This window comes from Ruegeria sp. AB5 (assembly GCF_056542645.1).
This window is the reverse complement of record NZ_JBQGAE010000005.1, coordinates 163,568-188,872: the sequence shown is the minus strand read 5'-3', so window position 1 is coordinate 188,872 and position 25,305 is coordinate 163,568. Positions and strand designations below refer to the sequence as shown.

At 57.8% G+C, this 25,305-nt stretch carries 24 protein-coding genes; 14 read left to right on the top strand and 10 right to left on the bottom strand.

Going from position 1 to position 25,305, the window contains the following annotated elements:
- Positions 1-36: 36 nt before the first annotated feature.
- The 3 genes from tig to ACR0L4_RS11605 all read right to left on the bottom strand — a co-directional run bounded on the left by tig (position 37) and on the right by ACR0L4_RS11605 (position 4,562).
- Positions 37-1,368 carry a trigger factor gene (gene tig / locus ACR0L4_RS11615; RefSeq protein ID WP_480513085.1) on the bottom strand — a complete coding sequence of 444 codons (1,332 nt, stop codon included), beginning with the start codon at positions 1,366-1,368 and terminating at the stop codon, positions 37-39.
- Between the two features lie 183 nt (positions 1,369-1,551).
- Complete coding sequence (locus ACR0L4_RS11610; protein WP_480513083.1) at positions 1,552-2,676, bottom strand: porin; 1,125 nt, start codon at positions 2,674-2,676, stop codon at positions 1,552-1,554.
- Positions 2,677-2,984: 308 nt separating this feature from the next.
- Positions 2,985-4,562, bottom strand: coding sequence for an NAD(P)H-hydrate dehydratase (locus ACR0L4_RS11605; protein ID WP_480513081.1), 1,578 nt, complete (start codon positions 4,560-4,562; stop codon positions 2,985-2,987).
- Positions 4,563-4,731: 169 nt separating this feature from the next.
- Between ACR0L4_RS11605 and ACR0L4_RS11600 the strand changes: the two genes are divergently transcribed.
- From ACR0L4_RS11600 to ACR0L4_RS11580, 5 genes are all read left to right on the top strand, one after another.
- Positions 4,732-5,070, top strand: a complete 339-nt coding sequence (locus ACR0L4_RS11600; protein WP_170354532.1) for a P-II family nitrogen regulator — start codon at positions 4,732-4,734, stop codon at positions 5,068-5,070.
- A gap of 33 nt (positions 5,071-5,103) precedes the next feature.
- The gene (gene glnA / locus ACR0L4_RS11595; protein WP_170750876.1) at positions 5,104-6,510 is read left to right on the top strand and encodes a type I glutamate--ammonia ligase; all 1,407 of its coding nucleotides are present in this window, start codon (positions 5,104-5,106) and stop codon (positions 6,508-6,510) included.
- Positions 6,511-6,611: 101 nt separating this feature from the next.
- Positions 6,612-7,256 (top strand): MSMEG_1061 family FMN-dependent PPOX-type flavoprotein, encoded by a 645-nt coding sequence (locus ACR0L4_RS11590; protein WP_170750878.1) that lies wholly within the window; start codon positions 6,612-6,614, stop codon positions 7,254-7,256.
- A gap of 34 nt (positions 7,257-7,290) precedes the next feature.
- The gene (locus ACR0L4_RS11585; protein WP_480513078.1) at positions 7,291-8,082 is read left to right on the top strand and encodes a lytic murein transglycosylase; all 792 of its coding nucleotides are present in this window, start codon (positions 7,291-7,293) and stop codon (positions 8,080-8,082) included.
- A gap of 199 nt (positions 8,083-8,281) precedes the next feature.
- A complete protein-coding gene (locus tag ACR0L4_RS11580) occupies positions 8,282-9,190 on the top strand; it encodes a hypothetical protein (RefSeq protein WP_480513076.1) in 909 nt (302 codons plus the stop codon).
- A 36-nt stretch (positions 9,191-9,226) separates the two neighbouring features.
- Here ACR0L4_RS11580 and ACR0L4_RS11575 read toward each other — a convergent pair whose 3' ends face one another.
- Positions 9,227-9,970 carry a heme-dependent oxidative N-demethylase family protein gene (locus ACR0L4_RS11575; protein ID WP_480513074.1) on the bottom strand — a complete coding sequence of 248 codons (744 nt, stop codon included), beginning with the start codon at positions 9,968-9,970 and terminating at the stop codon, positions 9,227-9,229.
- A 123-nt stretch (positions 9,971-10,093) separates the two neighbouring features.
- Here ACR0L4_RS11575 and dddP point away from each other — a divergent pair, with 123 nt between their 5' ends.
- Positions 10,094-11,437: a dimethylsulfonioproprionate lyase DddP gene (dddP, locus tag ACR0L4_RS11570; RefSeq protein WP_480513073.1), complete on the top strand. Its 1,344-nt coding sequence runs from the start codon at positions 10,094-10,096 to the stop codon at positions 11,435-11,437.
- Between the two features lie 4 nt (positions 11,438-11,441).
- On the opposite strand, the gene ACR0L4_RS11565 is transcribed toward dddP, so the two are convergent.
- On the bottom strand, positions 11,442-11,636 hold the full coding sequence (locus tag ACR0L4_RS11565) for a hypothetical protein (RefSeq protein ID WP_480513071.1): 195 nt from the start codon (positions 11,634-11,636) through the stop codon (positions 11,442-11,444).
- A 216-nt stretch (positions 11,637-11,852) separates the two neighbouring features.
- Here ACR0L4_RS11565 and ACR0L4_RS11560 point away from each other — a divergent pair, with 216 nt between their 5' ends.
- On the top strand, positions 11,853-13,067 hold the full coding sequence (locus ACR0L4_RS11560; RefSeq protein WP_480513069.1) for a bifunctional alpha/beta hydrolase/OsmC family protein: 1,215 nt from the start codon (positions 11,853-11,855) through the stop codon (positions 13,065-13,067).
- Between the two features lie 11 nt (positions 13,068-13,078).
- Here ACR0L4_RS11560 and ACR0L4_RS11555 read toward each other — a convergent pair whose 3' ends face one another.
- The 4 genes from ACR0L4_RS11555 to ACR0L4_RS11540 all read right to left on the bottom strand — a co-directional run bounded on the left by ACR0L4_RS11555 (position 13,079) and on the right by ACR0L4_RS11540 (position 15,209).
- The gene (locus tag ACR0L4_RS11555; RefSeq protein WP_480513067.1) at positions 13,079-13,414 is read right to left on the bottom strand and encodes a hypothetical protein; all 336 of its coding nucleotides are present in this window, start codon (positions 13,412-13,414) and stop codon (positions 13,079-13,081) included.
- Positions 13,415-13,425: 11 nt separating this feature from the next.
- Entirely contained in the window at positions 13,426-13,983 is a 558-nt protein-coding gene (locus ACR0L4_RS11550) for a hypothetical protein (RefSeq protein ID WP_480513065.1), read from the bottom strand.
- A 139-nt stretch (positions 13,984-14,122) separates the two neighbouring features.
- Positions 14,123-14,710, bottom strand: coding sequence for a biotin transporter BioY (locus ACR0L4_RS11545; RefSeq protein ID WP_480513063.1), 588 nt, complete (start codon positions 14,708-14,710; stop codon positions 14,123-14,125).
- Positions 14,711-14,759: 49 nt separating this feature from the next.
- Entirely contained in the window at positions 14,760-15,209 is a 450-nt protein-coding gene (locus tag ACR0L4_RS11540) for a DUF6314 family protein (protein WP_480513061.1), read from the bottom strand.
- A 416-nt stretch (positions 15,210-15,625) separates the two neighbouring features.
- Here ACR0L4_RS11540 and purB point away from each other — a divergent pair, with 416 nt between their 5' ends.
- The 5 genes from purB (at position 15,626) to ACR0L4_RS11515 (ending at position 20,013) form a co-directional block, all read left to right on the top strand.
- The gene (gene purB, locus ACR0L4_RS11535) at positions 15,626-16,930 is read left to right on the top strand and encodes an adenylosuccinate lyase (RefSeq protein WP_170750901.1); all 1,305 of its coding nucleotides are present in this window, start codon (positions 15,626-15,628) and stop codon (positions 16,928-16,930) included.
- Between the two features lie 110 nt (positions 16,931-17,040).
- Entirely contained in the window at positions 17,041-17,193 is a 153-nt protein-coding gene (locus ACR0L4_RS11530; protein WP_170750913.1) for a hypothetical protein, read from the top strand.
- Between the two features lie 104 nt (positions 17,194-17,297).
- Positions 17,298-17,849: a tetratricopeptide repeat protein gene (locus ACR0L4_RS11525; RefSeq protein ID WP_480513058.1), complete on the top strand. Its 552-nt coding sequence runs from the start codon at positions 17,298-17,300 to the stop codon at positions 17,847-17,849.
- Between the two features lie 110 nt (positions 17,850-17,959).
- On the top strand, positions 17,960-19,006 hold the full coding sequence (locus tag ACR0L4_RS11520) for a flagellar motor switch protein FliG (protein ID WP_480513232.1): 1,047 nt from the start codon (positions 17,960-17,962) through the stop codon (positions 19,004-19,006).
- 83 nt (positions 19,007-19,089) lie between these two features.
- On the top strand, positions 19,090-20,013 hold the full coding sequence (locus ACR0L4_RS11515; protein WP_170750919.1) for a lysophospholipid acyltransferase family protein: 924 nt from the start codon (positions 19,090-19,092) through the stop codon (positions 20,011-20,013).
- Here ACR0L4_RS11515 and ACR0L4_RS11510 read toward each other — a convergent pair whose 3' ends face one another.
- Positions 20,014-20,715, bottom strand: a complete 702-nt coding sequence (locus ACR0L4_RS11510) for a DUF1223 domain-containing protein (protein WP_480513056.1) — start codon at positions 20,713-20,715, stop codon at positions 20,014-20,016.
- Positions 20,716-20,941: 226 nt separating this feature from the next.
- On the opposite strand from ACR0L4_RS11510, the gene acnA reads away from it, so the two are divergent.
- Together acnA and ACR0L4_RS11500 are read left to right on the top strand one after the other, a co-directional pair.
- On the top strand, positions 20,942-23,632 hold the full coding sequence (gene acnA / locus ACR0L4_RS11505; RefSeq protein ID WP_480513054.1) for an aconitate hydratase AcnA: 2,691 nt from the start codon (positions 20,942-20,944) through the stop codon (positions 23,630-23,632).
- A gap of 117 nt (positions 23,633-23,749) precedes the next feature.
- Positions 23,750-25,252: a BCCT family transporter gene (locus tag ACR0L4_RS11500; protein WP_480513052.1), complete on the top strand. Its 1,503-nt coding sequence runs from the start codon at positions 23,750-23,752 to the stop codon at positions 25,250-25,252.
- Positions 25,253-25,305: the final 53 nt, after the last annotated feature.

The following is a 25,305-nucleotide window of genomic DNA, read 5'->3' as shown; positions in this document are numbered from 1 at the left end:
GCTTTATTTTGCGCCCCAGACAAGGGGGGAAGAGGACTACTCCTCTTCCAGTGCCTCGACGGCTTTTTGCAGGTCGTCCTTGCTGACTTCCTTGTCTGCAACTGTGGCCAGCTCAAAGACATAGTCGACAACTTTGTCCTCAAAGATCGGCGCGCGCAGCTGCTGCTGCATCTGAGCGTTCTGCTGCACGAACTCAAAGAACTGGCGCTCCTGACCCGGATACTGGCGGGCCTGGTTCATGATCGCCTGAGTCATCTCGGCGTCGGTGACCTCAACTTCGGCCTTCTGACCCAGCTCGGCCAGCAGCAAGCCCAGACGCACGCGACGCTCGGCCAGCTTGGTGTGCTCTTCTGTCGGCTCGATCTCACCGTGATCATGGCCTTCCACGTCTGGGTTTTCCTCGTGGAACAGCTGATGCGCAATTTGCTTGGCTTCGGCGTCAACCAGCGACGGCGGCAGGTCGAACGAGACCTTCTCATCCAGCACGTCCAGCAAAGCGCGTTTCATGACAGCGCGCGACGCACCGGTGTATTCAGCCTCCAGACGCTCGGAAATCTGACCCTTCAGGCCGGCCAGATCCTCGGCACCGAATTTCTTGGCCAGCTCATCGTTGACCTCGGCTGCGACCGGCTCTTTCACTTCTTTGATGGTGCAGCTGAAGACGGCGTCTTTGCCGGCCAGATGCTCGGCACCATACTCTTCGGGGAAGGTGACGTTGACGTCTTTTTCTTCCTCAGCCTTCACGCCAACCAACTGCTCTTCGAAACCGGGGATAAAGCTGTTCGAACCCAGAACCAGAGGATAGTCTTCCGCTGACCCACCTTCGAATTCTTCACCGTCGACCTTGCCGACAAAGTCGAACACGATCTGGTCGCCGTCCTTGGCTTTCGATCCTTTGCGGCGCGCTTTGAAGTCCTGAGCCGTTTCGGCCAGATTGTTCAGCGCTTCTTCGACGGCCGCGTCGTCGGCCTTGACAACCAGCTTGTCCAGCTCGACCGATTTCAGGTCGACCTCGGGGATTTCAGGCAGCGCTTCGTAGGACATTGCGACCTCGACGTCATCGCCTTCTTTCCAGTCCTCGTTGGTCATCTTGACCTCGGGCTGCAGCGCAGGACGCTCACCGCTGTCTTCAAAATGCTTGTTCATGGCCCCGTCGATGCTTTCCTGCATCGCTTCGCCCAGCAGGCGCTGACCAAACTGCTTCTTCAGCAGCGCCATGGGCACCTTGCCTTTGCGGAATCCCTTCATCTCAACTTCGGGCTGTGCCTCGGTCAGCTTCTCGTTGACCTTCTCGTCCAGCTCGGCCGCTGTGACGGTGATGTTGTAGCCGCGTTTCAGACCTTCGTTCAGCGTCTCGGTAACCTGCATTATGGTAGTCCCCATAGGATTCGGGGCGCGCAAAACGGCGCGCCGGGCAAATTTGACGCCTTCTATTTGCCCAGCCGCCCGCGTGCAAGGGGGCAAAGCCCCTATCACCCCGGATTTACCGTTCCAATGGACAAAAAACGCCCCGGACCAAGCCGGAGCGTTTCTCAGATTGACCAGCTTCCCTCAGAACTGCCAGCGTGCGCCCAGAACCCAGGCTTCGTTGTTGTCGAAGGACGTGCCATCGTCGAAATCATGGTTGCGGTATTTCAGGTAGGCATCCGTGTTGATCGCGTCGATCCGCTGAACCACTGCAATCCCCCAGGCCTTGGTGTCAGACCCGTCGCTGTCAAAGTCTGCGCCATCGAAATAGTCGACCCCAACGCCGGTTTTCCCCCACGAGACCCAATCGCCCTCATACGCGACCTTTCCATACCAGAAGCTTGGGTCCGACGCGCCGCTTGCGGTGTCGTCACGTGTCCCTGCAGCGGCTGTAAAGCTGAACCCGCTGGGCAACAACACCGATGCGGACCCGATCGTATCCTTGCGCTCGCCCGAACCATCGTCGAAGTCGCGCACCGCATAGGCGACGCTTGCGGCAAATTCTATGCCACCGCCAAAGGTGTTGTTGTAGGAAAGGGCCAGGTCGTAGTAGTCGTCGTCATCACTGCTGGACAACGCGTTCTGGCCATAGGCGACCGCTGCGCTGAACCCGTTGAATTCAGGTGTGTCATAACGCACGCGCGTGCGGCGGCTGCCATCAAGGTTGCTGCTGGAATCCCCGATGGTGATATCGCTCAGAACGCCATCGGTTCCCCGGTAGAAAAAGCCCGAGTTCTCGTCATTCGTATATGAATACAGGGCGGTTCCGACATAGGACAAATCCACCTCGGCTGCGCCGTCTGAGGACATGCTGCCCTGACCGGCAGAAAACTTGCCATAGCTTCCCTTCAGGGCAAAATCGACGTGGCGAAGGTCTTCTCGGGTCCAGCCACTGAAATCCGTGCCCAACTGGTTCCATTCGCTCGAGTTTGGCAAACCCAGGCCGGTTTCGAACCGAAAAGTGAATTCGTTGCTTCCAAACGGCTGCAGCAGGCGCAGACCCACCCGGCTGTTGGACAGGTCGTTGTCAAGTACGCGGGTGTCCGTGTCCTGCCCATCGTCAACCGAGATCAAAGCCGGGTTAAACTGCCCGTACAGCAGGACATAGCCGCCGGTGTTGTTTTCGTATTTCAGTTCCGCAACGGCCGGAACAGCAGTGGTCGCTGCCAAAACAGCCGCAATAGAAGAGGTTTTCAGGTTCAGGGTCATATCACTCACCATGAAAGGGTTTTGTTTTCAGCTTTTTGTCACATGCGCATCGCGGGCAGTCGTTCCAATGGCCCGCCATTCGAGCCGCCAGACTATTGCAAATCTGCCACATCAAACTTGGCAGAACACAAGAATTAAACTTTTTTAACAATAGGTTGCAGAGTGCCTCTCGAACCCGCCAAGCTGCCTCCAAGTAAATTCCAAGGCGCAGCTATGCGATACGCAAATACCCGCCATGCACGCCGGGAACGCCCTATCGTGGACCAGCGCCCGCATTCGCGGCTTCGACTATTCCCGTCACACCACACTCAGATATTCATCTCTTTTAGAATTTTAGGCAAGGCCTCGGGCAAATCCTCTGCGATGAGACCCGGTCCGAAGCTGCGTGCACATTCCGCATGCAACCAAGCCCCTGTTTCCGCCGCCCTCATGGGCTCAAATCCACGCGCCAACAATCCGGAAATGAACCCGGCCAGCACATCACCCGCCCCCGCCGTTGCCAACCAGGGCGCTGCATGTTCATAGGTCGCGGCATGGATCGAACAGCGCCCGTCAGGGGCCGCAATCACCGTGTCCGCCCCCTTGAACAAGACAATACACCCCGCACGCTTGGCCGCTTCGCGGGTCGCGTCGGTTTTGGAAAAGGCCGGACCTTTGATGGCAGGCCCTGCCAGCGCCTCGGCCAAATCAGGGAACAGGCGGGCGAACTCTCCGCCATGCGGGGTCAGTACACAGGTCTGATGCAATTGCGCAAACAAGGTCGACGGGTCCTCGGCAAAGGCCGTCAACGCATCCGCATCCAACACAGTCGCGCGACGGTAGCTCAAAGCTACGGGCACCAGTTCTCGCGACCGCTCGACCCCCAATCCCGGACCCAAACAAAGTGTGTTCAGCCTTTGATCCGAAAGCACAGCGGACAAACCACGCGCCCCGTCTACCCGTGCCAACATGATGGCCGTGACTTGCGCCGCGACTTCCAACTGCGCAGCGGGAGGCACCCCCAGCGTCACCAGCCCTGCCCCAACCCGCAACGCTCCGCGCGCGGACAGCCGGGCCGCGCCGGTTTTACCGGAACCGCCGGACAGGATCAGAGCGTGGCCATGCGAGAATTTGTGCGCAGAAACCTTGCTCAGTGGCGCCGTGGGGGCGTCAAGGCGCTGAACACTTCCATCCTGCAATACTCTTTCGGTCCACCCTTCCAATCCAATCGACCGTACAGACAAACGACCGCACATCTCTGGACCGTCCGCCAGATGTTGGCCCGGCTTTTCTGTGTGAAAGGTGACTGTAAGATCGGCTGCGCGGCAGCACCCCAAAACCCGTCCGCTGTCAGAACACAGCCCGCTGGGTACGTCGATAGCAACCCAAAACGGCTGCTTGTCGCCCTGCTGTACTTTACAAATGTCTCGCAGGTTGATCTCCACAGGCCGGGCCAATCCCGTGCCGAACAATGCATCCACAACGAGATGCGCGCCCCCAGCGTCGATCACTGCGTCAACAGGCGCCTCCACCTGACCCAATGCGGTCCAACGATCACAATTGACGCGTGCGTCAGGGGGCAACTTTTCCGGGTCACCATACAGGCAAACACGCACGACCCAGCCCAACTCGTGCAAAAGCCGGGCTACAACAAACCCATCGCCGCCGTTATTCCCCGGTCCACACAGCACCACCGCGCGCAAGGGATCTTCTTCATCTGGCCCGAAATATCCCGGGGAGCTCGAGGGGCTGGCCCCTCGATCGCGCAACACTGGCCATTGTTCGAAAATCGCATCGACAACGCCCTGCCCGGCGCGTTCCATCAACTCCAGCCCCGTGACCTGCCCCGAGTCCATGGCCGCCCGTTCCACCGCCCGCATTTGCGCCGCTGTCAGCAAGTCTGCCATCTCGATCTCCGTCGCGATTCAATTTCGACTACTTTTTGTGCAACGTGATCAAAAATTCACCTACGACCCGAAATCATCCTGCCCGCAGCTCAACATTTTCGCATTCACATTGCTGCCTGATCTTAGACGTGATCAGAGCACTTCTGACAACCATGCGAGGTGAGCCGGGATGAAAAAGATCGAAGCGATCATCAAGCCGTTCAAACTGGACGAAGTAAAAGAGGCACTGCAGGACGTGGGCGTCCAGGGCCTCAGCGTGATCGAAGTCAAGGGCTTCGGTCGCCAGAAGGGCCATACGGAACTCTACCGTGGCGCCGAATATGTGGTCGACTTCCTGCCCAAAGTGAAAGTCGAAGTTGTTCTGGACGACGATCAGGTTGACGCGGCCATTGACGCCATCGTTTCGGCCGCAAAGACCGACAAGATCGGCGACGGCAAGATCTTTGTCTCGCCCGTTGAACAAGCCATTCGCATTCGCACCGGCGAAACCGGTTCGGAAGCCCTGTAACAGACCCATCTTCAAATCAGAGGAAACAAGAGAATGAGCAAGGACGCAGTTCTTCAGCTGATCAAGGACGAAGGCGCAGAATACGTCGACATCCGCTTTACCGACCCGCGCGGCAAACTTCAGCACGTCACCATCATGTCTGACCAGGTAGACGAAGACTTCCTGGATGAAGGCTTCATGTTCGATGGCTCGTCGATTGCGGGCTGGAAGTCGATCGAAGCCTCCGACATGAAACTGATGCCCGACACCGAAAGCGCCTATGTCGATCCGTTCTATGCAGAAAAAACAATCTGTCTACACTGCTCGGTTGTTGAGCCCGACACCGGCGAAGCTTATGAGCGTGACCCCCGCGGCACCGCACAGAAAGCCGAAGCCTACCTGAAAGCATCCGGTATCGGTGACGTTGCCTATATGGGTCCCGAAGCCGAATTCTTCCTGTTCGACGACGTCCGGTTTTCGAACAGCATCAACAAGGTATCCTACGAAGTTGATGCAACCGACGCGTCGTGGAACACAGACACCGAATACGAGATGGGCAACATGGGCCACCGTCCGGGCGTCAAGGGCGGCTACTTCCCCGTGAACCCGGTCGACGAAGCACAGGATCTGCGTTCGGAAATGCTATCGACCATGAAGCGTCTGGGCATGAAGGTCGACAAGCACCACCACGAGGTTGCGTCCTGTCAGCACGAGCTGGGCCTGATCTTTGACAGCCTGACCAAGCAAGCCGACGAGCTGCAGAAATACAAATACGTCATCCACAACGTGGCCCACGCCTACGGCAAATCGGCAACCTTCATGCCGAAGCCCATCGCAGGTGACAACGGCACTGGCATGCACGTGAACATGTCTATCTGGAAAGACGGCAAGCCTCTGTTCGCTGGCGACAAATACGCCGACCTGTCGGACGAAGCCTTGTACTTCATCGGCGGTGTTCTGAAGCACGCGAAGACCCTGAACGCCTTCACCAACCCGTCGACCAACAGCTACAAACGTTTGATCCCGGGCTTTGAAGCACCTGTTCTGCGCGCCTACTCGGCTCGTAACCGTTCGGGTTGTGTCCGTATTCCGTGGACCGAAAGCCCGAAAGCCAAGCGCGTCGAGGCTCGCTTCCCTGACCCAGCTGCGAACCCCTACCTGGCGTTTGCTGCGCTGCTGATGGCTGGTCTGGACGGCATCAAGAACAAGATCGATCCGGGCGAAGCCATGGACAAGAACCTGTACGATCTGCCTGCCGAAGAACTGGCCGACATCCCGACCGTTTGCGGTTCGCTGCGTGAGGCTCTGGAAGCTCTGGCATCCGATCACGACTTCCTGCTGCAGGGCGACGTGTTCACCAAAGACCAGATCGACGGCTACATCGCACTGAAGATGGAAGAGGTCGAAACCTACGAGCACACCCCGCACCCGGTAGAATACGGCATGTACTACAGCTGCTGATCCGGTTCGGGACTACAGTTGCAAGGGCGCCCAACAGGGCGCCCTTGTTTCGTTTGGCGTGATCTTCCAAACTCGGGCCCAGACCTGTTAGGAGAGATCGCATGTCATCCGACGCAACCTTTGCGCCTTTCACTGATTTTGTGACCTCGGCGGAAGATCTGGAAGAGATCACTGGTGCCCCACTTCCTCAGATCATCGCCAAAGAACTGCCCGCCTTGGATGAGATGTGCAGAGACTTCATAGACAAATCGACATTCTGCCTGATCGCTTCGGCCAATCCGGACGGGTATTTGGACATTTCACCACGAGGCGACCCCGAAGGCTTCGTTCAGGTTGTTTCAGACAGCTTGCTCGCGATCCCGGACCGGCCGGGGAACAAGCGTGTGGACACGTTTCATAACGTCCTGAAAGACCCACGTGTCAGCATGATTTTTTTTGTACCGGGCAAGATGGAGACACTGCGCATCCGTGGCACAGCCCGCATTTGCGCCGACACAGACCTTTTGGCCAAAATGACCGTCAACAACCGCCGCCCCAAACTTGCGCTACTTGTCCACGTCGAGACGGCTTTTGCCCATTGCCCCAAATGCGTCATTCGCGCCAACCTGTGGCACCCGGAAAACTGGCCGGACTCGTCGAACCTTCCGAATATGAATGCGATGATGGTGAAACACGCTAAGATCGACAAAACGCCCGATGAATGGTTCGAAAGCCTCAAAGGTACAGGTGAGTTGGACCTCTATTGAACAAATGAGACTCGCCTTCAAGTGGAGGATTCCAATGCTGCGTATTCTATGCCTGACCCTTGGCCTGACGATGCCGACGCTTGGCCTTGGCGCTCAGTGCGGGAACACAAGCGCCGGGTTTGAGGTCTGGAAATCTGATTTTTCAAAACAGGCGAAACGGGCCGGCGTGAAAAAAAGAGGGCTGCAGGCGTTGGCCCAAACGCAATACGCAACCCGGACGATTGCCGCCGACCGCAATCAGAAAAGCTTCAAATACTCGCTGGACAAATTCATGCGCGTCCGCGGCGCCGATACGATTGTGGCGCAGGGGCGCAAGCGCAAGGCCAGAAACCCCCAGTTCTATGCCGCGCTTGAACGTCAGTATGGCGTCCCCGCCGGTGTTCTGATCGCCATCCACGGTATGGAAACCGGGTTTGGCAACTTCATGGGCGACAGTCAGGTTGTGTCAGCAATAACCACACTGGCATATGATTGTCGCCGATCCGAGTTCTTCATCCCCCACGCAATTGGGGCACTGAAGCTGGTCGACCAAGGCAGCATCACCATGGCGACAAAAGGGGCAAAACATGGCGAACTGGGCCACACGCAATTCCTGCCGGGCAACGCCCTGACCTATGGCGTTGACGCCACCGGAGATCGCAAGGTGGACTTCTACAACATGACCGATGCACTCGCCTCAACCGCGAATTTTCTGCGCAAGAAAGGATGGAAACCCGGTCGCGGGTATCAACCGGGTCAGCCCAATTTTGCAGTTATTCAGCAGTGGAACGCCGCGTCGGTCTACCAACAGTCCATCGCACTTATGGCAGCCCGAATCGATGGCTAGCTTTGTCGCCCTCTGGCCGTAAGTGTCGCACAGTTTGGCCACATTTCCGCCACAGTGACACAAGAAATGCCCCATTTTCTTGGTTTCCAAAGCGTAATCAATCCATCTGAAAATCCATTTTTTTGCATTTTCGTCAAATTCTCCCCCAGATCAGTCGCTAGAGTGATGCTTTAGACGGGATGCGACAAAGGAATGTGCGGTGACCAAGAAGCACAGCTATCATGGCGGCCTGCAGTTTGACGGTGACACCGAAGGCGCGGTCGAGCGGTTCGGGACGATTGTTGCCGCGACGCTGGAAGACTACGGTCATCTGGTCGAGCGTAAGGCGTTGCTAAGTGCCACGGAGGCCAGCATCGTTTCCAGCCAGTACCTTGTGCGCCTGAGTTTGGATACCGAATGTGCCGAGACCCAGGACCGTTACGAGCGCATGGACCGCGCAGCGGGGCTGAAGACTCTTGTCAAACCTGCCGCGACGCGCCCACGCAACCGTCTGGTTATCACGGTTTCACCGGTTTCAGCCCTTCTGGATGACGCTGAGATTTCCGAATTGATGCTGGTTGTCATTCTTTACCGCATGGTCGATATCTGCTCGTCCCAGCGTGTGGAATGGCTGTCCCCGAACACCGTGTTGACGGTTGAACAATTCATGAGCGCGTTCGACACGCTCGCCCCCACCAAACCGCGCAACCGCCGGCAGATATTCCAATCGGTGACCGGTCAGTTTGCAGGGCTGAGCTTTTCCGAACCGACAGAGCCGACGGCCGAAGCCCCCCCTCCTACGGCCCGTCCAATTCAACTGACTGACGACCAATTGCTCAGCATTGCGTTTCGGTCAACGGATGACACACCTTCCCTTGCGGCCATCCAGCCGGATACCGAAGACGCATCCGAGGACCGCCCCAGTGACGTGCTGCGTCTTAGCAGCTGGTGCCTGACCGGCGTTGTCGCCAGCATTTCCGCCCCGATTGCGGTTTCGATGGCTGCCGTCAATCTGATCCGAGGCGAGGACTTCCGGCTCAACACGCAGGTTCTGGTCTTTACCTTCGCCATCGTGGCCCTGAATGCCAGCAACGCCTTTGCTGGGGTCGCAACTGCATTTGGCATGTAACAGAATTCCTGAAGACCCTCCTTGGAGGCCCCGCCATCAGGCGGGGTTTTCCATTTGGGGCAGTCGGTCTGAGGCTAACACGTAGGTGTGAATGGAAAACACGACGGCACCGGTTTTGGGCAGTCGCAGAAGGGTTTGGCGTTCACTTCGCAGGTAAGGTGTCGTACCGCGGTCACGGATGTCTCGCGGATCGCAGGCGCTGCGCGGTTGATGAAGCTCTGGGTCATCGTACCACAGCGCATTGAACCGCCATAGCGGTCGTCCGGGCTGTATCCCGTCAAACAACCGTTGTACCCGCCGTGCGACGTTGTCGTCGTAGCTGCCAACCGGCAGGTGGATATCTACCAAGGGTCGCATGAACTTTTCCGAAAGTCGCCAACTGGCTGGGAAACACAGAATTGCGCCGGTCAGAACATGTTCAGTCCCGTGCTTTTGAAGAATGCAGAAATCCTCTTGCACAAGTTTGCACAGGGTGTCCAACGGATGCGCCCGGTCAATCGCAACCCGCACACCGTCAGGGCGCAGAACGTCGTCCGTGGACCCGGGATAGCTGTGGTGCAATACCAGGTCCAACAGCTCGTGCGCCACCGGTTCTGCCCCCGGATCAAGCGCCAGAACATCGTCTCGGTGCGTCTCCAACAGGGCGGCGCGATGCGCCATCTGCGCCGCAAAGGCGTCATCCTGATGCAGCCAGCTCTCCATATCTGCAGGCTGAATACCGGGCAGCGCGCGCGGCTTTCGCGGATCATAGGGAATGTCGGTTTGCAAAATGACGGCCATGCCCACCCCCTAGCACTCATCCTTTTGATTGTCGGTCAAAAAGCGACCAACCAGCCGTCGCATTTTTTCCAGACGCCTCAAAAAGAAGCTTGCACGCTCTATCAGTAGGCAGGGAGGCCCGTCATGAACCAGCACTACCGGGATACGCGCAAGATCGACCCCAGCCGTGGGGCAACGCTTGGGGATGGCACACCCAATGACAACGACAGGATCGAGATCGGACCGACCCAACTGGCCTTTGATGAATGGGCGGCCGCGGGACTGAGCCTGCCAAATCTGGAGAAGATGCGCGCCTATCGGTGGAAACGGCTGACTACAGGCATTGTCGACCGCGACTATGGCGGCCTGCTGATGTTCGACCCGCTCAATATCCGCTATGCGACCGACAGCACCAACATGCAACTTTGGAATACGCATAATCCGTTCCGCGCCGTATTGCTTTGCGCTGACGGATACATGGTGATCTGGGACTACAAGAACTCGCCCTTCCTGTCCAAATTCAACCCTCTTGTGCGCGAACAGCGCTCTGGTGCCGACCTGTTCTACTTTGATCGGGGCGACAAAGTGGATGTTGCGGCGGACGTTTTTTCGAACGAAGTCCGTGCTCTGATCAGCGCACATGGCGGCGGCAACATGCGCCTGGCCGTGGACAAGATCATGCTGCACGGCCTGCGCGCGCTTGAAGCGCAGGGGTTTGAAATCATGGAAGGCGAAGAACTGACAGAAAAGACCCGCGCGATCAAAGGCCCGGATGAGATTCTGGCCATGCGCTGTGCCAGCCATGCCTGCGAAACCGCCGTTGCAAAGATGGAGACCTTCGCACGCGCCAATGTAGGTGATGGAAAAACCTCCGAAGATGACATTTGGGCCGTTCTGCACGCCGAAAACATCCGCCGCGGTGGCGAGTGGATTGAAACGCGCCTTTTGTCTTCGGGCCAGCGGACCAATCCCTGGTTTCAGGAATGCGGCCCAAGAATCACCCAACAAAACGAGATCATCGCCTTTGATACCGACCTGATCGGCTCGTATGGTATTTGCGTCGATATCTCACGCACGTGGTGGATCGGCGACCAAAAACCGAGACCCGACATGGTCTATGCCATGCAACACGCACATGAGCACATCATGACCAATATGGACATGCTGAAACCCGGCGTGATGATCCCGGAACTTACCGCCAATACCCACAAGCTGGACGACAAGTTCCAGGCTCAGAAGTACGGCTGCCTGATGCATGGCGTCGGTCTATGCGATGAATGGCCCCTCGTCGCTTATCCCGACAAGGCGGTCGCCGGGTCCTATGACTATCCATTGGAGCCGGGCATGGTGCTCTGCGTCGAAGCCGCCGTCGGTGAAGTGGGCGGCGACTTCTCGATCAAGCTTGAGGATCAGGTTCTGATAACCGAGGACGGGTATGAGAACCTGACCAAATACCCGTTCGACCCCCGATTGATGGGTCTTGAGTAAGCGCCTAGTCTGTCCAAGTCGAGCGCCGGACATTCCCGTGCCAGTCCTCGGTCGGAATGGCCGCTTCGAACGCGGATGGTGTGGTTTGTGGCCAAGACTGGCCCAGTGAAAAGCCCAGAACCCCGCTCAGGGCGATAATGACCAGCAAATCCGGGCGAACAAAAGCGCTGCCGCGTGGGGTGCAATCAGTATAGGCCATGTGACTCTCCTTACATTGCTGTCTCTGACATTCGCAACATGGGGAGACTCATTAAATTATAAAAACGAATATTTGAGCGATAAAGCATCACATTTTTTGAAGTCTCTCGATTTCCCGCTTTTTTGCTCACCTTCCCGTGACGGTTCCTACAATGGGGTTGAGCGATCCGGCATAACTACACACTATTGGTACCATACCGACACTCAAGGAAATGCCATGCCCACCGAACGCATCACTTTTGGCGGTCACGACGGCAGCCTTTTGGCTGCTCGTCTCGATCTGCCGGATGGCCCAGTCCTGGCGACCGCATTGTTTGCGCATTGCTTCACCTGCTCAAAGGACATTCCGGCAGCGCGCCGCATTTCGGCGCGGCTTGCGGTGATGGGTATCGCTGTTTTGCGGTTTGATTTCACCGGTCTGGGTCATTCCGAAGGCGAGTTTGCGAACACAACCTTTACGTCGAATGTCGAAGACCTGATTGCTGCAGCACAGTTTCTGGCGGATCGCGGCATGGCCCCTGCGGTGCTGATCGGGCATTCACTGGGCGGTGCCGCGGTGTTGCGGGCGCGGGCAGGTATCCCCTCGGTCAAAGCAGTGGTGACCCTTGGTGCCCCCGCAGATCCCAGTCATGTCGCACACCATTTCGAACAGGCCCTGCCCGACATTCGACGGGACGGCAGTGCCGATGTTTCATTGGGTGGTCGGCCCTTCCGGATCGGCAAAGCCTTTGTTGATGACATCTCCCAAGCGACCCTGACGCCGGCAGTTGCCGATCTCAGGGCCGCCCTCTTGATCCTGCACGCCCCCCGCGATGAAACGGTCAGCATCGACAATGCAAGCACGTTGTTTTTGGCAGCCAAACACCCCAAAAGCTTCGTCACGCTGGACGACGCAGACCACCTGATCAGCCGGGCCGCCGACGCTGAATATGCCGCCGAGGTCATAACGGCCTGGGTGTCGCGTTATGTGCCCCTCAACCCTCCTGCGCCACCGCCGGGCGCGCCCGAAGGGGTCATTCGTGTGACCGAAGCCGACCCCGACGGGTTCCTGCAAGACATTCAGGCCGGGCCACGTCATCACGCGGTTGCGGATGAACCTGCCTCTTACGGAGGAACGGATCGCGGAATGTCACCCTATGGCTTTGTGTCCTCCGGTTTGGGGGCTTGCACGTCGATGACCATTCGCATGTACGCACGGCGCAAAAGGTGGCCACTGACCGGGATTACCGTGGATGTTTGTCACAACAAGGTTCACGCGCAGGACGCCGGGTTGGCAGGTGATGCCAAGGTCGATCAGTTCAGACGGAAAATCCGCCTCGAAGGCCCGCTGGATCAGGACCAGCGCAGACGTCTGTTGGAAATCGCGGATAAATGCCCGGTACATCGGACACTGGAAGGGTCGGCCCACATCACAACCGAACTCCTTCCATAATCCGACGGCGCCTAGCGCCGTCGGGGTGCCGGACGATGGATCGGCGGTCGTGCCGCAGGCGGTCGCGCCACAGGTGGACGCGGACGCGCGGGCGGTTTTGCAACCGGAGGCTGTGGACGTGCAGGCGGTTTGCCGGTGGGTGGGCGATCAGGCCTGTCCGGACGTTCAACGTCGATATCCACATCCACATCGTGGTAATAATCATTCCACAGCATCGAGTCATAGAACGGGTCATACCCGTATCCGACCCCCACCCCAACGCTGACGCCATCGCAGCCGGATAGGGTAAGACCAGAGATACCCAGACCCAGCGCCAGAACGGACCGTTTGATCAGTTTACCTGTCATCTGCGCGCCTCTCACTGCAAGGATCTGAACGACGCGAAAACGGCGTTCAGATCATCCACATAGGCCGGGTCAGCAGCGTTCCGCAGGATTGTCACCGCGATGGCAACACGGTTGCGCGGCAGATCTATGATAGTCGCGGTGAAGGTCACACCTCCGTCACGCGTGCCGGTGCCCCGGATCACTTTGGCAGGCAAGCCTGAAATCCTTGTGTCGCTGGTGCTGGTCACGGTTGGTTCGTTCACCAGAAACTTGTCGATATCATCCAGATACCGGAGCCCGTCCTGAATGCTGGTTACGCCTGCAGGCGATACGAAACCCATCCAGACCGACTCATCTGTAACTGGCCGAAATCCCATCACCCGTGCCACGGCACGGGGGTCTCCCAATTCGGTGTCTTCGATGTCACGCGGCCCACCCGTGCGCAGCACCCAGAAATCCGGCACCGCAAAGCTGAACAGCGCACGCCCTGCATCCGTATAGGTGACCGGGGTCTCTGCCTCAGCCGGTGCCGCCGCCCCAAGCCACAAGGCCGTGCAGGCGGCCAATGTCGAGCTTAAACAAATATGCATATCTCAATTGCCTGATAGTTCCACTGCGTTCAGATTGGCCCGCACCGGGCGGCCTTGTCCAGTACCGCGCCGCACAGCAAAGAAAAACCCGCGCCAGAGTGCTCTGGGCGCGGGTCCGTTTGTTCAATGCAAGATAGGGTCAGCCCCGGGCGTTGCCCACCAGCTTCCAGACAGCAGGGATCAGCAGCGCTGCAAGGCCCAGCTTGATGGCATCTCCCAACAGGAACGGTGTCAGGCCCCATTGCAGAATCGGCTGGTCCCAACCGTACAACTGGCCCAGCCACAACAGGCCCGGCACGTAGATCACCACGTTGGCCAGCACCAAAGCCAACGCCAGTTTGCCAAACGATCGGTCCCAGCCGCGCGCGGCCAGCGTTCCAAGCAAGGCAATTGCCAGCACATAGCCGACCAGATACCCACCGGTGCCACCCATCATATAAGTCAGACCGAATTTCTCAGCCGAAGAGCCTGCAAACACGTCAAAGCCCAGCGCGCCAACCAGCAGGTAGCCAAACATGGTGATCAGCCCCAGACGGGTACCATAGGCCGTCCCGATGGTCAGAATGGCAAATGTGCCCATCGTGATCGGAACCGGCCACATCGGTACTTTGATCTTGGCTGCAACTGCCAGGACCAAGATGCCCAGCGTCACCAGGACCACTTGTTTTATGCGCAAGGCCGAGCCTTCGCGTGGGCCGATAGCTCCGGCCAGAACATTCGTGTTCATTGTCACCTCTCCCTTTAGGGGCAAAACGTTGATCGCGAAAATGCCCGTTTCATTCTGCGACTGCAAGAGGATTACTTGCGTGCGGCCGGTATTCCGTAATCATTCTGTAGGACTTCCGAGGACCGGAAACCGTCCAGCAAACACTCCATACAGGCCAGTCCGAAAAATCATAGACGGCATCGTAGCTATCAGGTGCACAGTCATGATGATCGGACGCATCCTTGCCACCCAGTTTCAAGCTGTGAAAAAAGCGTTGGTCGTCGAAGTGAATTGCGACCCGGTTGCCCGCGTCGCGCCAATGATAGCGCCGCGTACCGGTCATTTCGGGTTGACCGGGTATGCGCAATTTGACCTCCTCATCATAGATCAATCCACCATCCGCGGGATACAGACGGGCCTGACCCGACGCCGCGATAACCTGTCCCGCGAGGTCATCTTGTATCCTGCGCTTGAGGTCCCAACGTCCTTCAAAATCGGCCAATTGCCGTGGTAGGCTCACTTCACAAAAACTCCATCCGTAAAACCGCCAACATCATCGATGAAACGGATTGTATCGCCGTTTTGGTGAACGTCGTAGCAGGCCCATAAATCCGACGGAGGCCATAGCGAGCAATATCGGTCTTCGCGCACAGCCCATCGACCCGCGCTCGGACTGTCGGCGAAATACTGGTAAAACATTGTGCCTTCAAATACCTGCGTACTGCCATTGCCATAGTCCACTTTCTGATCGGTCAAGGCAGTCAGGATTTCATCCCCACCAAGAGGACGAAACTCTTCCGCCGCCAAAAGCCGGGGAAAATCGCCAAAATCAGGGCAAACCGTCTCATTTACGCACTCATGCCTTGTTCCGATGCGCAGGCGCGGCTAAACCCCGCGCCAACGTCCTATTCCAAACATACAAAGGTCTCGCCGCCAATGATTCCACGCTATTCCCGCCCTGATATGGTCGCCATCTGGTCGCCCGAGACCAAGTTCCGCATCTGGTACGAGATCGAAGCGCACGCCTGTGACGCCATGGCTGATCTGGGCGTTATCCCGCGTGAGAATGCACAGGCCGTTTGGAAGGCCAAGGACGTGGAATTCGACGTGGCACGGATCGACGAAATCGAAGCCGTTACCAAACACGACGTTATCGCCTTCCTCACCCATCTGGCCGAGCATGTTGGCAGCGAGGAAGCGCGCTTTGTCCATCAGGGCATGACGTCTTCCGACGTGCTGGACACCTGCTTGAACGTTCAGCTGACCCGCGCCGCCGACCTTCTGATTGCCGATCTCGAAGGCCTGTTGGCCGCCCTCAAGCGGCGTGCGTACGAACACAAGAACACCATCCGCATCGGCCGCAGCCACGGTATCCACGCCGAGCCGACCACAATGGGCCTGACCTTTGCCCGTTTCTATGCCGAGATGGACCGCAACCTGTCCCGCATGCGCGACGCGCGCGCCGAGGTGGCAACGGGCGCGATCAGCGGTGCGGTCGGTACTTTCGCCAATATCGATCCGCGCGTCGAAGAGCACGTCTGCGATCAGTTGGGTCTGGTGCCCGAACCAATCAGCACGCAGGTGATCCCCCGTGATCGCCACGCCGCGTTCTTTGCAACACTGGGCGTCATCGCCAGCAGCATTGAAAACATCGCCATCGAAATCCGCCACATGCAGCGGACCGAGGTGCTGGAGGGGGCCGAGTTCTTTTCGATGGGGCAAAAAGGTTCCTCGGCGATGCCACACAAGAAGAACCCGGTGCTGACCGAGAACCTGACCGGTCTGGCGCGCATGGTTCGCGCGGCAGTGGTCCCGGCTATGGAAAACGTAGCACTCTGGCACGAGCGTGACATCTCGCATTCCTCGGTCGAGCGCATGATCGGTCCGGATGCCACGATCACTCTGGACTTTGCGCTGGCCCGACTGACAGGCGTGATCGACAAGATGCTGATCTTCCCCGAGAACATGCTGGAGAACATGAACAAATTCCCCGGTCTTGTGATGAGCCAGCGTGTTCTGTTGGCCCTGACCCAAGCAGGCGTCAGCCGTGAAGACGCTTATGCCATGGTTCAACGCAATGCGCTGAAAGTCTGGGAACACCGCACCGATTTCAAAGAAGAACTGTTGGCGGATGCTGATGTTACCGCTGCACTGAGCGCCGAAGAGATCGAAGAGAAATTCGACCTCGGTTATCACACCAAACACGTCGACACGATTTTCGAGCGTGTGTTCGGCGAATAACGTGACGCTGCAAGACCCTGCTTGCCGGTCGCAAGCGGGGTCTTCTTCTTTTGCCAGACTGGCACAAATCAAGTAGGATGCAGTTGTATTTTCCACCAAGGAGAAACACGATGATCCGAACCCTCCTCTGCTCTGTCGCCTTGATCTGCACAGCCTCGGTCGGGCTGGCGTGCGGCGCGCATTCGAAACAGACGCAATCCTGCGCACCCGGCCTCTTCTGGGATAGCGCAACCCATAGCTGCGAAAAAATCGTCAACAGTTGACGTTTTTCTTTCCGTTTTGTGAAGTAGTACCACGACTCTGTTATTAGCTTTTGCGTAAAAAGCACTAAAGTTGACTCAACAGCTTTTTTGAACGGAGTAAGATTATGCGCCTTGTGCTCGCATCTGCAATCGCCCTGACCTCTTTTGCCTTTTCCCCCATCGCGGTCGAAGCGGCCGGCGGGGGTGGCAGTGTCAATCCCCCTAAGCCCACCAACACCACAAAAAAATGCCTCTTTGGACGGGTCTGGGACAAAGAGAGGGAACGCTGTGTCAAACCGGACAAAACGAATTTCACCGATCAGGAACTTTATGATGCAGTGCGCGAGTTGGCCTATGATGGCCAGTTCGAAAACGCGCAGAACATCTTGCGCGTGATGAGCGATCAGACAGATGACCGTGTCCTGACTTACTGGGGCTTCACCCACCGCAAGATGGGCAATACTGATCTGGCGAATGCGTATTACGAACAAGCCATCACCAGCAATCCCGACAACATTCTGGCCCGCAGCTATATGGGTCAGGGTTTTGTTGCCGAAGGCCAAACCGATCTGGCCATCGCGCAATGGCGCGAGATCAAAGCGCGCGGCGGGGAAGGCACATGGGCCGAGGCGTCCTTGCGCGAAGCAATCCGGACCGGGCTGACCTACAACTACTAGGGTTCAGCCTTTCTTTACCCGATTCCCTCTAGTCTGCCTGTGGAACAGATTCTTGGCACCGCAGGCAGATGCAGGACAGACATACTTTGGTACAGATGGCGCCGGGGGCGATGCCTCCGAGCGTTGAGGATGAGGCCCCTCGCGTCGTCCCGCGAACGCTCAGCAATCGTGAAAAAGCCGCTGTTGTCGTGCGTTTGTTGCTGAATGAAGGCGCGGATTTTCCGCTTGAGGAATTGCCGGACGACCTTCAAGAAATACTCACCCATCAACTTGGTCAAATGGGGTTGGTGGATCGCGTCACACTGGATGCGGTCGCGCAAGAATTCGGCGATGCGCTGGCCAGTGTGGGCCTGTCTTTTCCCCATGGTCTTGCGGGCGCGCTGGACGCTGTGAATGGCAAGATTGCCCCGGCCACTGCCGCCCGTCTGCGCAAGGTGGCGGGCGTTCGACAGATCGGCGATCCCTGGCAACGCTTGCGCGAGATACCAGCCGAGGATCTGGCCAGCATGGCCCAAGCCGAAAGCACCGAAGTCGCTGCCGTCATGCTGTCCAAGCTGGACACTGCCAAGGCCGCCCAATTGTTGGGGCACTTGCCCGGACCTGTCGCACGGCGCATCACCTACGCGATCTCAAAAACGGCAAATGTAACCCCTGAGGCGGTAGAGCGTATTGGCTGGTCGTTGGCCGCGCAACTTGATCAACGTCCTTCGCAGGCGTTCCCTGACGGGCCCGGAGAACGGGTCGGGGCGATCCTGAACCAGTCCGCAGCAGCGACACGCGACGGCCTGCTTAGCGCCCTGAACGAAGAGGATGCCGATTTCGCGGACCTTGTGCGGCAATCGATTTTCACCTTTGCCCATGTCCCCGCCCGGATCGCCCCCCGCGATGTCCCCGCCATTCTGCGCGGTGTGGATCAGGCGGTACTTGTCACCGCGCTGGCCGGCGCAGACACAGACAACGACAAAGCGTCGGTCGAGTTCATCTTGTCCAACATCTCATCACGCATGGCCGAAAATCTACGCGAAGAAATGTCCGAGCGTGGCCGTGTCAAACAGGCAGACGCCGAGGACGCCATGGCCGAGATCGTCGGTGCCATCCGCGCCCTGGTCGATGACGGAACGCTTACATTGGTCGACCTTGAACAGGACGAGGACTGACGCGAGCGGCAGAGTGCTTGAGCTTACAGCCAGCGGCCTGTATGTCTGGGCCAGCAATTCGCAACACGCCGTGAGACACCTCCATGCCCGTCGAAAAGTCGGAGCTCAGCCGGTTTGAGCTTGGGAAATACTATGTCGCCAGTCTGTTCCTGAAAGGGATAATCGGTGCAATGCGACTGCTGCCGTATGAGCGCCGCGTTCCAACTATGGGTGCTATGGTGCGAAGTCTTGGCCCGCTGGTCGGATTCCGCAAACGGGTGCGGCAAAACCTGAAGCTGACGTGCCCGGATCTGTCGGACAGTGAAGTGAACCGTATCTGCAGCGAAGTCTCGGACAATGCGGGGCGGGCCATGATGGAGCATTTTTCGCCCGAGGGTTTCACAGCCCGACAGCGTGATGCCAAACTGTCCGGCCCCGGTGTGGCGGCTTTTGACGCCGCCGCCGCCGAAGGGCGGCCGGTTATGATCATCGCGGCGCATTTTGGCCACTATCTGGCGATTCGGATTGCTCTGCAGGCGCGCAGTGGCCGCCCCCTTGGCTGCCTCTATCGCCGCATGGCCAACCCGTATTTCAACGAAGCATACGTCAAGGCATTCTACAAAACCGGCTCGCCCATGTTTGAACAGGGGCGTCGGGGCATGGTCGAGATGGTGCGCTCACTAAAAAGCAAAGAAATGATCGCCATCGTTTCCGACCTGCACGTGCATGGCGGCGAAGAGTTGATGTTCTTCGGAAAACCTGCCGTGACTTCGGTGCTGAATGCGGAACTTGCGATGAAATACAATGCGGTGATGATCCCCTGCTACGCCGTGCGCCAACCGAATGGTCTGGATTTCGAGATATTGATGCACGACCCGGTGCCGCATTCCGACCCCAAGACCATGACGCAGTACATCAATGATGATCTGGAACAGGTTGTGCGCCGGCACATGGGTCAATGGTTCTGGATTCATCGGCGGTGGAAGGCGTGGAACGGGCTGGGCGTACAGCCCGAGGATATGCCCTGATCATTTTACATGCGCAGCCGCAACAATCGGCCCGTGCCCGGTACGTTGGATCAACACAACCGCCGGAAGCTCTGACACCAGCTGGGCCGAAAACTCCTGGGGGGTAGCCCCGTCCCATCGTCCGGCAATCTGCCAGCTGTCCACAACATTGGCGTAGTCGAGCTCGTGCCCGGCCAGTTCTCCGCGCCGGATCGACGCGTGGCGCAAGGGGGAATACTGCACGACCCTCACGTCATAACCATCCGCCACTGACAGATCGACTGGCGCAACGCTTATTGTCACGTCCTGCCCCGCACGCGTTGCTGCCACAGACGCTTCGGGGGGGGCCTTTTGGTGGGCATCGATCAAACTGTTCAACTCGCGCAATTGCGCGCCGACCACGTCTTGTTGCCCGTTCACGACCATCTGTGGCGTATAGATCATCGACCGCCCGCCATTTCGTGCGTAGGCGCGCTGGCGCAAAGTATGATCGGGATCGGCATACTCGTCCTTCCAGCCGATGTAGTCCCAGTAGTCCACATGCAGCGCCAACCCGATCACGTCATCCCGCTTGGCAAGATCATGCATGATCCGATCTGCCGGTGGACAGGACGAACACCCTTGTGAGGTAAACAGCTCGATCACCACGGGGTCATCCTGCGCGGCTGCCGCAACGGTCAACAGGACAGACATGATAGCGGTGGCAGCTGAGGTTCTGAACATGATTTCTCTCGGGTTGGGTGGCTGAGCGAAAGGAATAAACACTTTGCCGTTCAACCTCCAATCAAGGTTTCTTGAAACGCGCGCGGGCCGAGTTGGGCAAAATGCATGCGATGGTATACATTTTTTCCAAGGTTCGGCGTCTTAGACCTTGAACCACACTCAAACGTGATACAGATAACCCTCAGCGAATCCCAAAATCCAAGCCATTTGAGAGGGAGGCCACGAGATGCCCATCAAAGTCGGACAGGACACCGCCAAGACACGCCGAAGCCTAAGCGTGAATGGCAAATCCATTTCCTATTATTCGATCCCTGCCGCGCAAGAGGCCGGCCTGGGCGATTTTTCCAGGCTTCCCGCCGCGCTGAAAGTGGTACTCGAAAACATGCTGCGGTTCGAGGATGATGGGTTTTCCGTTTCGGTCGACGACATCAAGGCCTTTGCCGAATGGGGCGCAAATGGCGGTAAAAACCCGCGCGAGATCGCGTATCGTCCTGCCCGTGTGTTGATGCAGGATTTCACCGGCGTTCCCGCCGTGGTGGATCTGGCGGCGATGCGCGACGGTATCAAGGCACTGGGGGGCGACGCACAAAAGATCAATCCCCTGAACCCGGTGGATCTGGTGATCGACCATTCGGTCATGATTGACGAGTTCGGCAACCCGCGCGCGTTCCAAATGAACGTGGACCGCGAATATGAACGGAATATGGAGCGGTATCAGTTCCTGAAATGGGGTCAGAACGCCTTTGACAACTTCCGCGTTGTACCTCCCGGCACCGGCATCTGCCATCAGGTCAATCTGGAATACCTTGCCCAGACCGTCTGGACGGACAAGGATCAGAACGGAGACGAGGTCGCCTACCCAGACACGCTGGTCGGCACCGACAGCCACACCACCATGGTCAACGGCATGGCCGTTCTGGGCTGGGGCGTTGGTGGGATCGAGGCCGAGGCCGCGATGCTGGGTCAACCGATTTCGATGTTGATCCCCGAGGTCGTGGGCTTTGAACTGACCGGCGCGATGGTCGAAGGCACCACCGGTACTGATCTGGTACTGAAAGTTGTCGAGATGCTGCGTGAAAAGGGCGTCGTGGGCAAATTTGTCGAGTTCTACGGCGACGGCCTTGATCGTCTGCCGCTGGCCGACCGCGCAACCATCGCCAACATGGCCCCGGAATACGGCGCAACCTGTGGCTTTTTCCCGATCGACGGCGAGACCCTGCGTTACATGCGCAACACCGGACGGGACGAAGACCGTCTGGCACTGGTCGAAGCCTACGCCAAGGAAAACGGCTTCTGGCGGGATGAGCACTATGCCCCGATCTACACCGATACCCTGTCGTTGGACATGGGCACCATTGTCCCCGCGATCTCGGGTCCGAAACGTCCGCAGGACTATGTCAAGCTGACCGACGCCAAGGCGGCTTTCCTTGAGGAAATGGCCAACACCTTCAAACGCCCGATGGGCAAGCAGGTCGAAGTCAAAGGTGAAAGCTATGGAATGGAGTCGGGCAAGGTTGTGATTGCATCGATCACTTCCTGCACCAACACCTCGAACCCCTATGTCATGATCGGCGCGGGTCTGGTGGCCCGCAAGGCAGCAGCTCTGGGTCTGGATCGCCAGCCTTGGGTCAAAACCTCCCTGGCGCCGGGGTCACAGGTGGTCTCAGCCTATCTTGAAGCAGCCGGTCTGCAAGAGGACTTGGACAAGATCGGGTTCAACCTTGTGGGTTATGGCTGCACCACCTGTATCGGTAACTCGGGTCCGATCCAGAAAGAAATATCGGAGGCGATTGCCGAGGGCGATCTGGTCGCCACATCGGTCCTGTCGGGCAACCGCAACTTCGAAGGACGGATTTCGCCGGACGTGCGCGCCAACTATCTGGCTTCGCCGCCGTTGGTCGTTGTCTATGCGCTGGCCGGCACGATGGACATTGATCTGACGTCCGAACCGATCGGTCAGGACAAGGACGGCAATGACGTCTACATGAAAGACATATGGCCCACCCAAAGCGAGATCGCGGAACTGGTCGAGGCAACCGTCACCCGCGAGGCGTTCCAGTCGAAATATGCCGATGTCTTCAAAGGCGACGAGAAATGGCGCGAGGTCGAGGTTCCGCAACAGGAAACTTATGACTGGCCTCCGACCTCGACCTATATCCAGAACCCGCCCTACTTTCAGGGTATGGGGCCCGAACCGGGCACGATCTCGAACATCGAAGGGGCCAAGGTTCTGGCAATCCTGGGCGACATGGTCACGACCGACCACATCTCTCCGGCCGGGTCTTTTGCAACTACGTCACCGGCAGGCAAGTATCTGATCGAACGTCAGGTTCAGCCGCGTGAGTTCAACTCTTACGGCTCGCGCCGTGGCAATCACGAGGTCATGATGCGCGGCACTTTCGCCAATATCCGCATCAAGAACGAGATGCTGGACGGGGTCGAAGGCGGCTACACCAAAGGGCCCGACGGCGAACAGACCTCGATCTACGACGCATCCATGGCCTACCAGGCCAATGGCACCCCATTGGTGGTTATTGGCGGCGAACAATATGGCGCTGGCTCGTCCCGTGACTGGGCAGCCAAAGGGACCGCTTTGCTGGGCGTGAAGGCTGTGATCGCGGAAAGCTTTGAGCGTATCCACCGCTCAAACTTGGTCGGTATGGGCGTGATTCCGTTCGAGTTTACCGGCGGCGACACGCGCAAGACGCTGGGCCTGAAAGGCGATGAGACGGTGTCTATTGATGGGTTGGATTCGGTTGAACCGCTGCAGGACGTCCCCTGCAAAATCACCTATGGCGACGGATCCGAAAAAACCATCACTCTGAAGTGCCGCATCGATACGGCCCCCGAGATCGAGTACATCGAAAACGGTGGCGTTCTGCATTATGTACTACGCAACCTCGCAAAGGAATCGTAACGCCGTAGTGCAAAACGCAGTGAAACCCCCGGCCCTCAGCCGGGGGTTTTTTGTTTTCTGGTTATTCAGCTGAAAATCTGGAACTGTTCCGAAAGTCGATTTTCGGAAAACCGTGCCATGAAAAAGCCAAACGCCCTGCTGGTTTGCTCACTCAGCGTCATCGCGGTGATCGGGATGTGGGGTGTCATCGATATTGAAAGCTTGGTGACCTGGGCCAACGGTATCGTGCAGCAAACGTTTCGCAGCCGGGGATGGTTTGTGATGCTCGCCGCCTCGGGCATGCTGATCGGATGTCTGTTTTTGGCCTTTTCGCGCTATGGCGACATCCGACTTGGCCGCGACGATGAAGAACCAGAGTTTTCAACCGCCACCTGGATTTCGATGCTGTTTTCGGCCGGTATGGGGGTCGGATTGTTGTTCTGGGCCGTTGCCGAACCTCTTACGCATTTCAACTTCATCTCTGGCATGGCCCCAGACTACGTTGCCGCCCAACAGGCCATGCTGGCGACGAATTTTCATTGGGGTCTGCACGCCTGGGCGATTTACGGCTCCACCGCACTGACAATCGCCTATTTCAGTTTTCGACGTGGAACCGGGATGATGGTCAGCGCACCAATCAAAAGCCTGTTTCCCGGCGAACGCTGGGCCGAGCGCGTAGGATGGCTGTCCGATTTCATGGCCATCATCGCAATCGCCATCGGGGTCGGCGGATCCATGGCCATGGGCGTGTTCCAGGTGGCAGACGGGATCGCTGTGCTTGGCGGTCGCGAGACGGTTGGGGCGTTTTTGATCGGCGCGGTCTTCCTTGCGATGGTCGCCGCGTATATCCCAGCGCTTTTGATAGATCTGGGTCAAGGCATGGCGCGCTTGTCGAATGCAGCAATGCTGATTGCGATCTGTCTGGTTGCCTACACGGTGGTTCTTGGTCCGACCGAGTATCTTTTGAACACCGTTGTTCAAGGCTTTGGCGACTATGTCACCAATGTCATTCCCCGGGGCTTTCAGACCTTCACGTTTTTTGGCGATGATGTCACCAGATGGTTCAGCGACTGGACACTCACTTACATGGTGTGGTGGATCGCCTGGGGACCTTTCGTAGGCGTCTTTGTTGCCCGTATTTCTCGTGGCAGAACGATACGAGAATTCGTGATCGGCGTTTTGTTTGCACCTACCCTGTTCTCGATCCTCTGGTTTGGTGCATTCGGCGGCATCGGCTTGTTCGAGGCGCTCAACGGAGCGGGTGAACTGCTGGCTTACACTCAGACCAATATCGAGCGCGTCACCTTCGCGCTACTGGATCGGCTGCCTTTTTCCTTTGTCACCACGCTTGCAACGATACTGGCCGCCTTTCTGTTTATCGTCACCAGCGTGGTCAGTGCTGCATTCGTTCTGGGGACGTTTTCCTCGGAAGGGGATGAAAACCCACCGCCACGTGTTCGCTTGATCTGGGGCGTCCTGCTTGGCCTGCTGAGCGTCGCAATGATCCTTTCAGGGTCGGTGGACTCGGTTAAGATCCTGATCTCACTGGGGGCTCTTCCGTTTGTTTTCATCTCGGTTTTGTTAATGGTTTGCCTGTTCCGCGGGCTGGCAGAAGAGGGGTTGAACGATGTTGATCGGTGATCTGACGGACACGTTGATGAACCTCGTCACGTTTGCCTTCATCGCGGCAATGA

Bases quoted from the DNA above. Each gene is read 5' to 3' on its own strand.
- tig (WP_480513085.1), bottom strand. From the start codon at position 1,368: ATGCAGGTTACCGAGACGCTGAACGAAGGTCTGAAACGCGGCTACAAC.
- ACR0L4_RS11610 (WP_480513083.1), bottom strand. From the start codon at position 2,676: ATGACCCTGAACCTGAAAACCTCTTCTATTGCGGCTGTTTTGGCAGCG.
- ACR0L4_RS11605 (WP_480513081.1), bottom strand. From the start codon at position 4,562: ATGGCAGACTTGCTGACAGCGGCGCAAATGCGGGCGGTGGAACGGGCG.
- ACR0L4_RS11600 (WP_170354532.1), top strand. From the start codon at position 4,732: ATGAAAAAGATCGAAGCGATCATCAAGCCGTTCAAACTGGACGAAGTA.
- glnA (WP_170750876.1), top strand. From the start codon at position 5,104: ATGAGCAAGGACGCAGTTCTTCAGCTGATCAAGGACGAAGGCGCAGAA.
- ACR0L4_RS11590 (WP_170750878.1), top strand. From the start codon at position 6,612: ATGTCATCCGACGCAACCTTTGCGCCTTTCACTGATTTTGTGACCTCG.
- ACR0L4_RS11585 (WP_480513078.1), top strand. From the start codon at position 7,291: ATGCTGCGTATTCTATGCCTGACCCTTGGCCTGACGATGCCGACGCTT.
- ACR0L4_RS11575 (WP_480513074.1), bottom strand. From the start codon at position 9,970: ATGGCCGTCATTTTGCAAACCGACATTCCCTATGATCCGCGAAAGCCG.
- dddP (WP_480513073.1), top strand. From the start codon at position 10,094: ATGAACCAGCACTACCGGGATACGCGCAAGATCGACCCCAGCCGTGGG.
- ACR0L4_RS11565 (WP_480513071.1), bottom strand. From the start codon at position 11,636: ATGGCCTATACTGATTGCACCCCACGCGGCAGCGCTTTTGTTCGCCCG.
- ACR0L4_RS11560 (WP_480513069.1), top strand. From the start codon at position 11,853: ATGCCCACCGAACGCATCACTTTTGGCGGTCACGACGGCAGCCTTTTG.
- ACR0L4_RS11555 (WP_480513067.1), bottom strand. From the start codon at position 13,414: ATGACAGGTAAACTGATCAAACGGTCCGTTCTGGCGCTGGGTCTGGGT.
- ACR0L4_RS11550 (WP_480513065.1), bottom strand. From the start codon at position 13,983: ATGCATATTTGTTTAAGCTCGACATTGGCCGCCTGCACGGCCTTGTGG.
- ACR0L4_RS11545 (WP_480513063.1), bottom strand. From the start codon at position 14,710: ATGAACACGAATGTTCTGGCCGGAGCTATCGGCCCACGCGAAGGCTCG.
- purB (WP_170750901.1), top strand. From the start codon at position 15,626: ATGATTCCACGCTATTCCCGCCCTGATATGGTCGCCATCTGGTCGCCC.
- ACR0L4_RS11530 (WP_170750913.1), top strand. From the start codon at position 17,041: ATGATCCGAACCCTCCTCTGCTCTGTCGCCTTGATCTGCACAGCCTCG.
- ACR0L4_RS11525 (WP_480513058.1), top strand. From the start codon at position 17,298: ATGCGCCTTGTGCTCGCATCTGCAATCGCCCTGACCTCTTTTGCCTTT.
- ACR0L4_RS11520 (WP_480513232.1), top strand. From the start codon at position 17,960: ATGCCTCCGAGCGTTGAGGATGAGGCCCCTCGCGTCGTCCCGCGAACG.
- ACR0L4_RS11515 (WP_170750919.1), top strand. From the start codon at position 19,090: ATGCCCGTCGAAAAGTCGGAGCTCAGCCGGTTTGAGCTTGGGAAATAC.
- ACR0L4_RS11510 (WP_480513056.1), bottom strand. From the start codon at position 20,715: ATGTTCAGAACCTCAGCTGCCACCGCTATCATGTCTGTCCTGTTGACC.
- acnA (WP_480513054.1), top strand. From the start codon at position 20,942: ATGCCCATCAAAGTCGGACAGGACACCGCCAAGACACGCCGAAGCCTA.
- ACR0L4_RS11500 (WP_480513052.1), top strand. From the start codon at position 23,750: ATGAAAAAGCCAAACGCCCTGCTGGTTTGCTCACTCAGCGTCATCGCG.